The sequence below is a fragment of the Erythrobacter sp. genome (assembly GCF_039988855.1).
Classification (GTDB): Bacteria; Pseudomonadota; Alphaproteobacteria; order Sphingomonadales; family Sphingomonadaceae; genus Erythrobacter.
Window position 1 is genome coordinate 503,282 of sequence record NZ_JBDXIY010000019.1, and the last position, 14,075, is coordinate 517,356.

General features: G+C 55.5%; 11 protein-coding genes. 8 read left to right on the plus strand and 3 right to left on the minus strand.

Annotated elements, in window-relative coordinates; genetic code table 11:
• Positions 1-41 precede the first annotated feature (41 nt).
• From ABJ205_RS14535 to ABJ205_RS14550, 4 genes are all read left to right on the plus strand, one after another.
• Complete coding sequence (locus ABJ205_RS14535) at positions 42-998, plus strand: metal-dependent hydrolase (protein WP_348158478.1); 957 nt, start codon at positions 42-44, stop codon at positions 996-998.
• A gap of 15 nt (positions 999-1,013) precedes the next feature.
• Complete coding sequence (locus tag ABJ205_RS14540; RefSeq protein WP_348158476.1) at positions 1,014-2,402, plus strand: deoxyribodipyrimidine photo-lyase; 1,389 nt, start codon at positions 1,014-1,016, stop codon at positions 2,400-2,402.
• A gap of 95 nt (positions 2,403-2,497) precedes the next feature.
• A complete protein-coding gene (locus tag ABJ205_RS14545) occupies positions 2,498-3,721 on the plus strand; it encodes a serine hydrolase (protein ID WP_348158473.1) in 1,224 nt (407 codons plus the stop codon).
• Positions 3,722-3,749: 28 nt separating this feature from the next.
• Positions 3,750-4,940: a serine hydrolase domain-containing protein gene (locus tag ABJ205_RS14550; RefSeq protein WP_348158470.1), complete on the plus strand. Its 1,191-nt coding sequence runs from the start codon at positions 3,750-3,752 to the stop codon at positions 4,938-4,940.
• A 16-nt stretch (positions 4,941-4,956) separates the two neighbouring features.
• Here ABJ205_RS14550 and ABJ205_RS14555 read toward each other — a convergent pair whose 3' ends face one another.
• The 3 genes from ABJ205_RS14555 to purF all read right to left on the minus strand — a co-directional run bounded on the left by ABJ205_RS14555 (position 4,957) and on the right by purF (position 7,715).
• Positions 4,957-5,304 carry a PilZ domain-containing protein gene (locus ABJ205_RS14555; protein ID WP_348158469.1) on the minus strand — a complete coding sequence of 116 codons (348 nt, stop codon included), beginning with the start codon at positions 5,302-5,304 and terminating at the stop codon, positions 4,957-4,959.
• Between the two features lie 167 nt (positions 5,305-5,471).
• Positions 5,472-6,185 (minus strand): SDR family NAD(P)-dependent oxidoreductase, encoded by a 714-nt coding sequence (locus ABJ205_RS14560; protein ID WP_348158467.1) that lies wholly within the window; start codon positions 6,183-6,185, stop codon positions 5,472-5,474.
• A gap of 12 nt (positions 6,186-6,197) precedes the next feature.
• Positions 6,198-7,715: an amidophosphoribosyltransferase gene (gene purF / locus ABJ205_RS14565; protein WP_348158465.1), complete on the minus strand. Its 1,518-nt coding sequence runs from the start codon at positions 7,713-7,715 to the stop codon at positions 6,198-6,200.
• Between the two features lie 259 nt (positions 7,716-7,974).
• On the opposite strand from purF, the gene ABJ205_RS14570 reads away from it, so the two are divergent.
• The 4 genes from ABJ205_RS14570 to dnaE all read left to right on the plus strand — a co-directional run bounded on the left by ABJ205_RS14570 (position 7,975) and on the right by dnaE (position 14,030).
• Positions 7,975-9,213, plus strand: coding sequence for a lipoprotein-releasing ABC transporter permease subunit (locus ABJ205_RS14570; protein WP_348158464.1), 1,239 nt, complete (start codon positions 7,975-7,977; stop codon positions 9,211-9,213).
• Positions 9,206-9,880, plus strand: coding sequence for an ABC transporter ATP-binding protein (locus ABJ205_RS14575; protein ID WP_348158462.1), 675 nt, complete (start codon positions 9,206-9,208; stop codon positions 9,878-9,880). The genes ABJ205_RS14570 and ABJ205_RS14575 overlap by 8 nt, the downstream gene beginning before the upstream one ends.
• Positions 9,881-9,926: 46 nt before the next feature.
• On the plus strand, positions 9,927-10,406 hold the full coding sequence (locus ABJ205_RS14580) for a glutathione peroxidase (RefSeq protein ID WP_348158460.1): 480 nt from the start codon (positions 9,927-9,929) through the stop codon (positions 10,404-10,406).
• 123 nt (positions 10,407-10,529) lie between these two features.
• Positions 10,530-14,030 (plus strand): DNA polymerase III subunit alpha, encoded by a 3,501-nt coding sequence (gene dnaE, locus ABJ205_RS14585; protein ID WP_348158459.1) that lies wholly within the window; start codon positions 10,530-10,532, stop codon positions 14,028-14,030.
• Positions 14,031-14,075 lie beyond the last annotated feature (45 nt).

Genomic DNA, 14,075 nt, shown 5'->3' on the forward strand with positions numbered 1-14,075 from the left:
TAACTTTGACCCTGCTATGCACCATGGGTAGAGCGTTGCAAATGGATAACCTAACCCACAGTCTTGTCGGTGCAGTCATGGGGCAAGCAGGCCTCAAACGGAAAACTGGGCTTGGAATGCCCGCGCTTATCATTGGGGCCAATTTGCCCGATGTGGATGCGGCGTGTTTTTTCTGGCTTGAAGGGACGGAACATTTGGGGTTCCGGCGCGGGATCACGCACGGACCGCCCGCATTGGTGATCTTGCCGCTGATATTGGCGAGTATCCTTTGGTATTACGACCGCTGGCAAACGAAACGTGGGACCAGGCCAGAGGACAGAGTGCAGGTCCATTTTGGCTGGCTCTATGCCTTGAGTTTTATCGGCGCGCTTAGCCATCCGCTGTTCGATTGGCTCAACGTCTACGGCGTGCGTTTTTGGGAGCCGTTCGCACCGACATGGGCATATGGAGATACGCTTTTTATCGTCGATGTGTGGCTTTGGGCGCTTTTGATTGTCTCGGTCTGGTGGGGCTACCGGCGGGAGAAGTCCGGCGGAAACCAACGCCCGATTGCGCGCGGCGCGATTGCGATTATGCTTGCCTATATTGCGGTGAATTGGACGATAACTTGGGCGGCTTATACTACAAAAGGCACCCTTTCAGAGCCCTATCCGACAGAGTTTATCGCTTCGCCTGCGCCTATTGCATCGCTTTCTCGTGAACGGATCGCAAAGCTTGAAGACGGTCGTTGGGTGTCGGACGCATGGCAGGGTGAAGATGCAGGGTATGGCTACCGCCATTCGGTGGAAACACAGTGCCTGCTTCCCGACTTTGACCACGAGACAGAGCATAATTCGCAGCTTGATGCGTTCCTGTTTTGGACAAGAGCCCCCTTTGGTACGCGCGCCGAAGATGGCTCTGTTGTCCTTCACGATGCGCGTTTCTACGATCCCCGAGCCCGCGACCGTTTCTCTCTGGCGTTGCCAAATGTTGAATGTGAGGAACTAGGTGACGATTAAGGCGCTTCATCTCACATGACAGAAACACAAATCGTCTGGCTGCGACGCGATCTGCGCCTTGCTGACAATCCCGCCCTTTACGAAGCGGCCCAAAGAGGCCCTGTGATCTGCGTCTATGTTCTGGACGATGCGGCGGCCAAGACCCATGCTTACGGCGGGGCATCGCGTTGGTGGCTGCATCATTCGCTGGCCGATCTGGCGGTGCGGTTGGAGGAGCGCGGTTCCACTCTAATCCTTCGTAAAGGCGATTGCGTGGAGGAATTGAGCGCACTTTCGGCAGAGCTGGGCGGGGCGACCATCCATGCCAATCACCATTACGAACCATGGTGGCGTAATGTTGAAAAGGCGCTGGGTGAGAAGGTTTCGCTTGAACGTTATCACGGCAATTTTCTGACTGTGATGGGTGCGATCAAAACCGGATCGGGTGGGCAGTATAAGATATACACGCCCTTTAGCCGCGCCGTGCGAACGCAGTTTCCGCCGCGTGATCTGGTGCCAGAACCTGAGCTTACGGTGCCCGCCACATGGCCGGCGTCTGATATCCTCTTGGACTGGAGCCTCCTGCCCGCAAAGCCCGATTGGTCAGGGGGGATTGCTGAGGCTTGGGAGGTTGGCGAAGAGGCAGCCCATGAGCGTCTTGAATGGTGGTCGGATCATGTCGATGATTATGATGAAGCTCGCAATCTTCCCTCTATTGAGCGAGTCTCGCGCCTCTCTCCCCATTTGCATTTTGGTGAGATTACTCCGGTGCAAATCTGGCATCACTTCCAAGGGCGCTCCACCAAGGGCTGGGAGGTTTACGAAAGCGAGCTGATTTGGCGCGATTATGCGCAAAACACGGCGGCGCAATTCCCGCTTTATGCGCGCAGTAACTACCGCGAAGATTTCGACCATATCCAGTGGCGCGATCCTGAGAGCGATCCAAAGGCAGCGAAAGACCTCAAGAAATGGCAGCAAGGTCGCACCGGTTACCCCATTGTTGACGCGGGTATGCGCGAGCTGTGGCAAACCGGGTGGATGCACAACCGCGTTCGGATGATCACGGCGAGCTTCCTTGTCAAACACCTGCTCATCGATTGGCGGCATGGCGAACAATGGTTCTGGGATACTCTGCTTGATGCCGATTACGCCTCCAACGCGACAAATTGGCAATGGACCGCGGGAACGGGTGTCGATTCCAATATGTTCGTGCGGATCATGGCTCCGCTAACCCAGTCGGAGAAGTTTGATTGCACGGCCTATATTCGCAAGTTTGTGCCAGAGCTCGCCGGGCTTGATGAACCCTACATCCACGATCCAGAAGAGTTTGGACGTTTGCCCAAAGCGTACCAGCCCAAGATGATCGGCCATAAGGCTGCGCGCGAAAGGGCGTTGGCTGCATATAGAGTGATGAAGGGCAGTTGAGGGGCGGATTGGCGAACAATCCTGACGCGCTCTCTTGCTTGTCCTTTTCTCTCGCGCTTATGAAGGTTCAAAGGTTGAGGAGCCCGCACAGCATCATGAGAAAAACGCTTTTTATTGTCCTTGCATTGTTGGTGCTTGGCATGTCCGTCTTTTGGTTTTCACTCGATAAGGATGCGCGCGCCTTTCTTGCGAAAGGACAGACCAGCTCAGATGTCTTGTTTTGGTCGACAGATGAGCGCGATGCGGGTTTTCGCGTGCTTGATGCATTTCCCTTCCTCGCAGGTTCGCGCACAATCGCGGCAGGGGGTGACATTTTGGATCTCCCGGATGGCGATCCCATTACACTGCCGGTGGATGTCGAAGGCTATATGACCAACCAGCGTACATCGGCGCTGGTGATTGTTCACAAGGGCAAGGTCGTGCTCGAGGAATACGGCCTTGAATTCTCAAACGAAGGAAAATGGACCAGCTTTTCCGTCGCCAAAAGCCTAACATCGACGCTGGTTGGGGCCGCAATTGCAGATGGCTCTATCGCGTCCATTGACGATCCCGTCACCAAATACATCGCGAACCTCAAGGGTTCTGCATATGACGAGGTCTCCATTGCTCAACTGCTCACTATGACCAGCGGTGTCGCGTGGAATGAAGATTACGGCGATCCCAATTCTGACGTAGCAAGGTTCAACAATCATCAGGCGGAAGAGGGCATGGACACCACCGTCAGCTATATGCGTTCGCTTCCAAGAGAGGCGCCTGCAGGTGAGAAGTGGGTCTATAAAACGGGTGAAACCAACCTTATTGGCTTATTGGTGAGCGAGGCGACCGGCAAAACACTCGCCGATTACCTGTCCGAGAAGATTTGGGCCCCGTTTGGGATGCAGCAAGATGCGACCTGGCTGCTGAACAAGACCGGCAATGAGATAAGCGGTTGCTGTATTCAGGCGGCCACTCGCGACATGGCGCGTTTTGGGATGTTCATGCTGGCCCAAGGACAGGTTGGGGGGAAACCAGTTTTGCCAGAGGGCTGGATCGAGGCGGCGACCACACGCCAAGCGGAAATCGGGACACCGGGCGAGGGATACGGCTATCAATGGTGGACGTATGATGACGGCTCTTATGCGGCCCAAGGCATTTTCGGGCAGGGTATCTTCATTGATCCCGCGCGCGATTTGGTGATTGCTTCCAACGCGAATTGGCCTGAAGCTGTGCCGCAAGAACAAGCTGCCGAACGCAATCAGTTCTATCGCGCCGTTCAAGGCGTATTTGAGGCAAAGGGTGTTGAGAGCGCCAATGTATCAGTAGACGCCATTGCCGAGTAGGCTGTGCGTTGATGGGAGAGCGAAAACAATGAAGCGAATTTCACTGATGATGGCGGCCGCAGCTTCGCTCGTGCTTGGCGGTTGCGGATTTGGTGCAGCCGAAGGTTTTGAAAGCGGGCTAGCGCCTCTTGCTGCGGTTGAGGATGTTGTGCCTCCGACACGCGACCCTTCTGAACTGCAAGTGTTATTCTGGAGCGATGAAGAGCGTTCTGCACGCTTTCGCGAGATGGAAAGTTGGTTTGCAGGCAAAGAAGTGCCAGCGTCGAGCAATCCAAGAGAACTCCTAGAAGGCGAGGCTTTGCCTGCAAATTTGGTTGCGGAAATCGATCAGGTAATGGCGAAAACCAACGCCGCAGGCGTGATGGTCCATCACAAGGGAGCAGTGCGATTTGAAAGGTATGGTCTCGATTTTGCCCCTACCCAGCGTTGGACCAGTTTCTCAGTTGCCAAGAGCTTCACTTCGACATTGCTAGGCGCTGCGGTGCACGATGGCTTCATCTCCAGTCTTGATGATCCAGTGACGCTTTATGTTCCGGGCTTGGCGGGGTCAGATTATGAGGGCGTCTCCGTCCGCCAAATTGCGACAATGACCAGCGGTGTTGCTTGGGATGAGGATTACACCGACCCTAATAGTGACGTCGCTCAGATGAACAATTTCGTCCTCGAACACGGCGCAGAGGCGACGGTCGCACAGATGCGCGGGCTATCGCGGGAGGCACCTGCAGGCGAAAAATGGCTCTATAAGACGGGTGAGACAAATCTCATCGGTCTCGTGATTGAAAACGCCGTTGGCCTTTCTTTGGCGGAATATGCGCAAGAGAAGATTGTCGAGCCAGCAGGCCTAAAAGACGGCTTGTTCTGGATGTCGGATGCGCGCGGGGGAAGCATCGGGGGATGCTGCCTTTCCTTATCTCTGGGTGATTATACCCGCATGGGCATATTCGCTCTCGAAGGGGGAGGCGAAAGCGTTCCCGAAGGGTGGTTTGCCGAGGCCGGCGACAGCTTGGTCGATTTTGATCAGGCCGGGTTTGGTTATGGCTATCAATGGTGGACGTACCCGCAAGGATACGGCGCGCAGGGGATATTTGGTCAATCGATCACGATTATGCCGGAAAAACAGCTTGTGCTTACCGTAGTCAGCAATTGGTCAACCGCAACCAGCAATGACCACCGCGCCGCATGGCGAGATGTTGCGGATAAGATTGCTGCGTTGGATTAATTGGTTGGTCGCACGGTCAGATGATCGTGCGACTTACGCCCGTTGCTGTGTAACGCTGAAGGATGTTGTCGTGGACGATCGGGCTCAAGAGCTCTTCGAACGCGCAACCCACGATACAATTTTCCCACCACACGACCTGAGCTGGAAGCGATTCAAGGCCCGGCAGTGTCAACCAGCACATCTGACCATCATGCATCCGATTGATGGAGCTTGCAGAGAAACCAGAGATCGACAGGTCCTGCACATTGGTTTGGAACGCACGGCCACCTGATGCCCGCAAAGTTGCAGGGATGGTCAAACGCGTACGAGGAGAGCAGCGATCTTCCTGCGCTGCCATGTGATATTGATTACTGCCGGTCGGCATAGCCGTGGAAACCTTCTCAAAATCAGTGGGTGGTCTCTGATCACACACGCAATCGCACAAAAGTGACTTAGGGAAGGTTGCTAGTTAGGGTTAACTTAGCGCTAAGGACGAATATTTCATCCTGAGGTCCGAGATCCAGTGCCGATATTCATTCACGCCGAAATGGATTAGTCGATACGCTCGCGGTGTCCGGTCTCAAACCCGTCAGTGGCAAGGGTGACAATACGATCCGCCACAACTTCTGGGGCTTTCACTGTCTCTGGGTTCTCGCCGGGGAACGCGCGCGCGCGCATTGCGGTGCGGGTTGCACCCGGATCGACAATTGCCACGCGCAGCTCGCTAAGTTTTTCTACTTCCGCTCCGTATGTCACAAGCAGATTGTCAAATGCGGCCTTGGTGGAACCATATGCACCCCAGAACGCACGTGGATCGGCGCCCACACTGCTGGTGAGGCCAATGACTTTGCCCGCCTTGGCGCGTCGCAATAGCGGATCAAAACCAGCCAGCAGCGCCTGAGTCGCAACGACATTGGTTAGGATGGCCGTGTTGAATTGTTTGGGGTCGATCTGGCTAAGCGGCGTGAGCTCTGGGAGGTAAGCCGCTGAAACCACCATTAGATCAAGCGTATCCCAACGCCCAGCGATCGCGGATGCAAGACGGCTTATCGCATCAGGCTCCATCATATCGACAGGAGCAATAGTGGAGGTCCCGCCCTTCGCATGGATTTGGTCCTCGACCGCCTCCAACTCTTTTACCTTGCGTGCAGTGATGATGACATGCGCGCCTGCATTGGCAAGAGCGATGGCAGTGGCTGCGCCAATGCCGCGGCTTGCGCCAGTGACCAAGGCCGTTTGACCGGAAAGGAGTTTTGAATCAGTCATGCGCGATGTGCCTTAGGCAGCTTTGGGATCAGCAAAAGGGAGCTCATCGCTGCCTTCCTTGGACTTTACAAGATCGGTGAGCGAGGTTGGGTAATCGCCCGTGAAACAGGCATCGCAAAACTGCGGACAAGATGTATCGCGACCCTTTGCACCCACGGCGCGGTAAAGTCCGTCGATGGAGATAAAGGCGAGGCTGTCGGCTTTGATAAACTGGCGCATTGGCTCCAAATCCATTCGTGCGGCAAGCAATTTAGAGCGTTCAGGTGTATCAACGCCGTAGAAACACGAATGCGCTGTTGGCGGGCTTGCTACCCGGAAATGCACTTCCTTTGCCCCTGCATCGCGCATCATCTGAACGATTTTGAGGCTGGTGGTGCCGCGTACGATGGAATCGTCGATAAGAACAATGCGCTTGCCTTCGACAAGGCCGCGGTTGGCGTTGTGTTTGCGTTTAACGCTGGAATCGCGCGCGCCATCGCCTGGTTGGATAAAGGTGCGCCCGACATAGTGTGAGCGGATGATACCAAGTTCAAAGGGTACGCCGGATTCTTGGGCATAACCGATCGCTGCTGGGACACCGCTATCCGGAACAGGCACAATCAGGTCAACATCGCACGGTGCCTCGATAGCAAGCTCACGGCCGATGGCTTTGCGGGCTTCATATACGCTTTGACCAGCAAAAATGCTGTCAGGACGGCTGAAATAGACATGCTCAAATATACATGGGCGAGGGGACGGACTTCCAAAGGGCCGCATGCTTTCAATTCGGCCGTCAAAGCCGACCTGAAGCATTTCACCCGGCTCCACCTCCCGGATAATCTCTGCGCCCACCACATCGAATGCGACGCTTTCGCTAGCGAAAAGAACGGATTCAGAGCCATCGCTGTTCGTCATTTTACCCATGACAAGAGGGCGAATGCCTAAGGGGTCGCGGCAGGCAATCATGCCTGTTGGGGTCATGACGATAAGGGCATACGCCCCTTCGACCAATCGCAGCGCATCAATCAAGCGATCTGCAACTGTTGGGTAACGCGATGTAGCGACCAAATGGATGATGACTTCGGTGTCAGAGGTCGACTGGAAGATCGAACCTTTGCCAACGAGGTCTTTTCTCAACGCCAAGGCATTGGAAATATTGCCATTATGCGCAATTGCGAAACCGCCGCTCGCAAGCTCTGCGTAAAGTGGCTGCACATTGCGCAGCCCGGCTCCGCCGGTTGTTGAATAGCGCACATGCCCTGCGGCCATATTGCCGGGAAGTTCATCGATTGCTTCTTGAGAGGAAAAATTTTCCGCCACATGACCAAGCCCGCGCCGAGAGATGAAATCTCTGCCATCGAAACTGGTAATGCCAGCAGCTTCTTGTCCGCGATGTTGCAAGGCGTGAAGGCCAAGGGCCGTCGCAGCCGAAGCTTTCTCGGCGTTAATTGCACCAAAAACGCCGCACTCTTCGCGCAGCTTATCACCATCTTCATCAAGAAATGGATGAGTGAGATTTCCGCAAAACTGACCAGATCCGGTAAATGCCATCGTTTCTTCGCCCGCTGCTCCGACGTTTGTGCCCCGCCGATGGGGGCGTCAATGACGGTGTTACGGTTCAATTACAAGCATTGTTCCAGCCAGCTCCACGAGATTCTGCGTAAACTCTTGGGAAGGAGGGAAAGTGCGGCACTTCGATTACACACAGATAGGGCGGTTTTGCGCATTGTGCGCGCTCGTGATGCCGCTTAAAGCTCACTCTTCAATCTAAAGCCTGTGTTCATTGAGCACCTTACAAAGACCCAAACGCATGCTCACTCCCTTCGAAAGAATGATCGCCAAGCGCTATTTGTGGCCGGGCAAAGGTGAGGCCTTCATTGCGCTGGTTGCCGGAATTTCGGTGGGCGTGGTGATGTTGTCTGTTGCGATGCTTGTCTTAGTGATGAGCGTTATGGGCGGCTTTCGCAGCGAAATGCTCGACAAGTTTGCAGGCCTTAACGGTCATGCTGTTATTCAGGCATACGGCGGCGAGCTCGACGATTGGGAAAACGTGCTTGCCGAAGTTCAAGCGACCGAAGGAGTGGTGAGCGCCTCTCCACTGATTGAGCAGCCTCTTGTTGGAGGGTTTAATGGCCGCAACAATGTGATTTTTGTCCGCGGAAACACAGATGAAGACATCGCTTCCATGGGCGACAAGGTCATAATGGGCGATATTTCCAGCGTCGTGCCGGGCAGCGGCAAGGTTGCAATTGGGGTGCAATTGGCGACGAACCTTGGGATCAGGATCGGAGACACAATCACCGTCATCAATCCGCAAGGGCGTTCGACACCATTTGGCACCTCTATCCGGCAGGTGGGGTACGAGGTGGGGGCGATCTTCGAGATTGGCCTTTATGATTTTGACGAAACCTTTGTGATCATGCCCATGTCCGATGCACAAACTTTGCTGTTGCTTGGTGACAAGATAGGCTTGATCGAAGTCACGGTGACCGATCCAGATAATGTTGGCGATATCCTTGGCGGGATAGAAGCGCAGCTTACCGGACGGGCTCAAATCGCCGATTGGAAACAGATCAATTCCACGCTTTTCGAAGCGCTTGAGGTAGAGCGGGTGGCGATGTTCTTTGTGCTCAGCTTCATGGTGCTGGTGGCCTCGTTCAATATCCTCTCAAGCCTTGTGATGCTTGTGCGGGCAAAGACGCGCGATATTGCCATTATGCGCACGATGGGGGCGACGCGGCGTTCGCTGCTGAAGATTTTTGTGACGACGGGCACGACGATTGGTTCACTGGGGACGCTGGTGGGCCTCCTTTTGGGACTTTTGCTGCTCTATTTTCGTAATGGTATTGTGAACGGCATTGCGGCGGTCACCGGGGTTGAGATTTGGGACCCACAGGTTCGATTTCTCACCACTTTGCCGGTGCGGGTTGACCCGTGGGAAATCGCCGGGATTGTGGCGCTTGCCATCGGGATGAGCTTCCTTGCAACGCTTTATCCAGCGCTCAAAGCGTCGAACACCGATCCGGTACAGGTGCTGCGTTATGAGTAAGCCAATCGTAGCCCTGCGTGATCTCAAGCGCTCTTTCGAACAGGGCGGGACCCGGATTGACGTGCTGCGCGGTGTCAATCTCGACATCATGCCAGGGGAGATCGTGGCGCTGCTGGGACCATCGGGTTCGGGCAAATCGACAATGCTGCAAGCCGTTGGCCTTCTCGAGGGCGGTTTTGAAGGTTCCATCCATATCGCAGGGCAAGCAGCGGAAAGCCTGCCTTCTGATGGGCGCACTCGTGTTCGGCGCGAGCATTTGGGGTTTGTCTATCAATTCCACCATCTTCTACCCGATTTCAACGCGACAGAGAATGTGGTGATGCCGCAAATGGTGGCGGGCACGTCTGAGGACGAGGCGAAAGCGCGCGCTGAAAGCCTGCTTTCCAACCTTGGCCTTGGCCACCGCCTGACCCATCGGCCAAGCCAATTGTCGGGCGGTGAACAGCAGCGCGTTGCCGTTGCGCGGGCTTTGGCCAATCAGCCGACTTTGGTGCTGGCTGATGAACCTACGGGCAATCTCGACGAGGCGACTTCAAACACTGTGCTAGGCCAATTCCTTGAACTTGTGCGCGGGGAAGGCAGCGCGGCTTTGGTGGCGACTCACAATGAACGTCTCGCTGCGCGCATGGACCGCGTGGTTCGGCTGCATGATGGGGTCTTGACCTGAGCGGCGCGGTACCCATTGTTATGGGCAGCTTATTTAAGGACGCTCCATGATCACTCTTGCCGATTTTACAGTCACCACCAACCAGGGGGAGACGCTCGATCTTGCGACAAAAAAGGGCAAAGTGTTGCTGGTGGTCAACACGGCATCCAAATGCGGATTTACCCCGCAATATGATGGGCTTGAGGCGCTGTATCAGCAATTCAAGGATTCCGATTTCGAAGTGCTCGGATTTCCGTGCAATCAGTTCGGCGCGCAGGAACCTGGCAATGCGGACGAAATCGCCGAATTTTGTAAGGTCAATTTCGGCGTGACATTTCCTCTTATGGCAAAGGTTGATGTGAACGGGGTGGATGCCTCGCCTTTGTTTGATTGGATGAAGTCAGAGAAGAAGGGGTTGATGGGCTCAACCTCAATCAAGTGGAACTTCACCAAATTCCTGATAGACCGGGATGGTAATGTGGTGAAACGCTATGGCCCTCAGGACGCGCCAAAGGCTATCGTTCAAGATATAGAGAAGCTGCTCTGATTTCCTGCGGCCCCGTGGAGAATTAAACCCTTCGACCCTGTGGAGAATTAAACCCCTCGACCCTGTGGAGAATTAAACGGGGTTGGCGCTTTAGATTTGCGCCAAATTTCTTAGATTGTGGGCATGCTATTTGCTCCCTTTGTTCCTTTGCGTGTTTTGTCGTCCTATTCCATGCTGGAAGGGGCGATTGACCCCAAGGCGATTGCCAAGCTTGCTAAGGAACGCGGCTATCCCGCGATCTCGATCTGCGACCGTAATGGCCTATATGGCGCAGTGATGTTCGCAAATGCGTGCAAGGGTGAGGGCGTGCAGCCGATTATCGGCACACTGCTCGGCGTGGCGCGGGAAGGTTCTGACGGAAAGCTCGTCGATTATCTGCCGCTGCTCGCCAAGGATGAGGCGGGGTATGACAACCTTTGCCATCTCGTGTCCGCCGCCCACCTTGACCGGCCATTGGAGCTGGAACCCCATGTTCAGATGTCCGAACTTGAAGGGCATTCCGATGGTCTGATTGCTCTGACGGGAGCGGGCGAAGGGGCGCTGACCCGGCTTCTGGCCGAGGGCCAGAACGATGCAGCTCGCGCTTTGGTTGAAAAGCTGGAGATGCTTTTCCCGAACCGCCTTTATATCGAGCTTGCCCGCCACGGCGATCCCGTTTGCGAACACGCGGAAGAGCCGCTGATCGACATGGCTTACGCTCGCAATCTTCCGCTGGTGGCGACCAACCCGTCGAACTTTGCAGAGCCACATATGCACAAGGCGCATGACGCCATGCTTTGCATTGCCAATTCGACCTATGTCGAAAACGAAGACCGCCCGCGCACCAATGAAGAAGCCTACGTGAAAACGGCGCATATGATGCGCGACCTGTTCATCGACGTGCCCGAAGCCATCGCCAACACAATGGTCATCGCCCAGCGCTGTGCCTATGCGCCGCCTTACCGCGATCCGATTTTGCCAAGTCTTGCAGGGGACTTAGAAGGCGAAGCTAAGATGCTGGCTGACCTCTCTAAATCGGGCCTTGAAGATCGTTTATCGTCCTACGAGGACCTGTCGGAAGAAGACCGCGCCACGTATTTTGAACGCCTCGACTATGAGATTGGCATCATCGTCAATATGGGCTTTCCCGGCTACTTCCTGATCGTTGCCGACTTTATCCAATGGGCCAAGGATCAGGGTATTCCGGTGGGGCCGGGGCGTGGTTCTGGTGCGGGTTCGATTGTGGCTTGGGCGCTAACAATTACCGACCTTGATCCCATCCAATTGGGCCTTCTGTTTGAGCGGTTCTTGAACCCGGAACGTGTATCCATGCCCGACTTCGATATCGACTTTTGCGAGACGCGGCGGGGCGAGGTTATCCGCTATGTGCAGGAGAAATACGGGGCCGATCACGTCGCGCAGATCATCACCTTTGGTAAGATGAAAGCGCGCGCTGTGCTGCGCGATTGCGGGCGGATTTTGCAGATGAGCTATGGTCAAGTAGACCGATTGTGCAAAATGGTACCTAACCATCCAACCGACCCATGGACGTTGCCGCGTGCCCTCAATGGTGCGGCGGATTTCAAGAAGGAATATGACAATGACAATGAGGTGAAACGCCTCGTTGATCTCGCGCTTCAGCTTGAAGGTCTGCCAAGGAACAGTTCCACCCACGCAGCCGGCGTTGTGATTGGCGATAGGCCATTGGCGCAGCTTGTCCCGCTCTACCGCGATCCGCGTTCGGATATGCCGGTGACGCAATACGACATGAAGAATGTTGAGAGTTCGGGGTTGGTCAAATTCGACTTCTTGGGGCTCAAAACGCTCTCGGTCTTGCGCAAGGCGGTGGACCTTCTCGCAGAGCGTGGGATTACAATTGATCTGGGCGCGCTTCCGTTGGATGATACGGGCGTTTATGACCTTATGCAGTCGGGTAATACGGTCGGCGTGTTCCAGCTGGAATCGGAAGGCATGCGCCGCACGCTTAAGGCGGTGAAGCCGTCCAACTTTGGCGACATCATCGCACTCGTCTCGCTCTATCGTCCCGGTCCAATGGACAACATCCCGCTGTTTGGACAACGCAAAGCGGGTGAAGTGCCGATTGAATATCCGCACGAGAAACTCAAAGGTATCCTCGAAGAAACCTACGGCATTTTCGTCTACCAAGAACAGGTGATGCAGGCTGCGCAAATCCTCGCGGGATATTCGCTTGGCGATGCTGACTTGCTGCGCCGCGCGATGGGTAAGAAAGTCCAAGCCGAGATGGACATTCAACGTGTCCGCTTTGTCGAAGGTTGCAAGGAAGTCTCTGATATTGAGGCGAAACAAGCCAACGAATTGTTCGATTTGATCGACAAGTTTGCAGGCTATGGTTTCAACAAATCACACGCTGCCGCCTATGCTCTGCTCGCGTTCCAGACAGCATGGCTCAAAGCGCATTACCCCGAAGAGTTCTTCGCTGCGTCCATGTGTTTCGACATGCACCAATCGGACAAGCTTTCGATCTTTGTCGATGATGCGCGGCGTTATCCGGTTGAGCGGGAGGGCGGCGCAGGTGTCGAAGTCCTCGCGCCCGATGTGAATTTCTCCCAAGCCAAATACATCACCGAGCAAACCGATCATGGCTATGCAGTGCGTTACGCGCTCGCTGGCATTCGCAATGTGGGTGAAAAGGCGATGGACGCCATCGTTGCAGAGCGCGAGGCAAACGGGAAATTTGAAAGCCTCAAAGACTTCTTCGAACGCATCCCCCAAGGCTCCATGAACCGGCGCCAGTTGGAGGGGCTCATCTGTGCAGGGGCCTTGGACGGTCTCCACGCCAATCGCGGGGAATTGTTCGCCAATGCTGACCTGCTGCTTGCCACTGCCGATGCCGCCGCGCGTGAACGGTCCAGCGGGCAGGGCGGTCTTTTCGGAGGGGAAAACGCCCCACAAGATGACCTTCGCCTTCAGGCCGCAGAAGCCTGGCCGCGCATTGAACAAATGGCGAAGGAGCGCGAAAACTTCGGCTTCTATTTCTCCGCCCACCCGGTCCAGCAATATCGCGATGCCGCCTCCGCCCACGGCGCGCGCACTTATCAAAGCCTTATGGAAGGCGGCGCGCCTGCTGGTGGCCGCTCCACCGCGATGATCGCGGCGATGGTTGAAAGCGCGAGTAAGGGGCGCACCAAACGGGGGGCTGAGTTCATTCGAGCCGATTTCTCAGACAGCTCCGGCCAATTCTCAAGCGCGTGCTTTGAAGAATCGTTGGTTGAGAAATTCCCCGAATGGGCAGCTTCTGGCGAATGCGTGCTTTTGACCGTCGAGCTGGACAGCCCCAATCCCGGAGAGCCGCCGCGCCTCACCGTGCGCGGCGCGCGTCCACTGGCGGCGGTCTCCGGTTCGATCCCCATGATCCTCAAGGCCGACGTGCACAGCCTTGATGCCATAGCTGAGTTAAAGCTCGAACTTGCAACCGCGAGCGGCGCGCAAGGTGAGGTGCTTTTGCGGCTGATCCTTGGTGAGGACGAGGAGGCGAATGTGCGCCTTGGTACCAATTTCGTTCTGAATGGAGACCTTGCGGAGCGTTTGACGGAAATGGAGGGACTTTCCAACGTCGCTCTCACGCCTGCACGCGGACGGCCCAATCTCAAATTGGTGGCGTGATAACGGCGGCATCGGTGCGCGCAAACCGTGTCATTGACGGGAGTG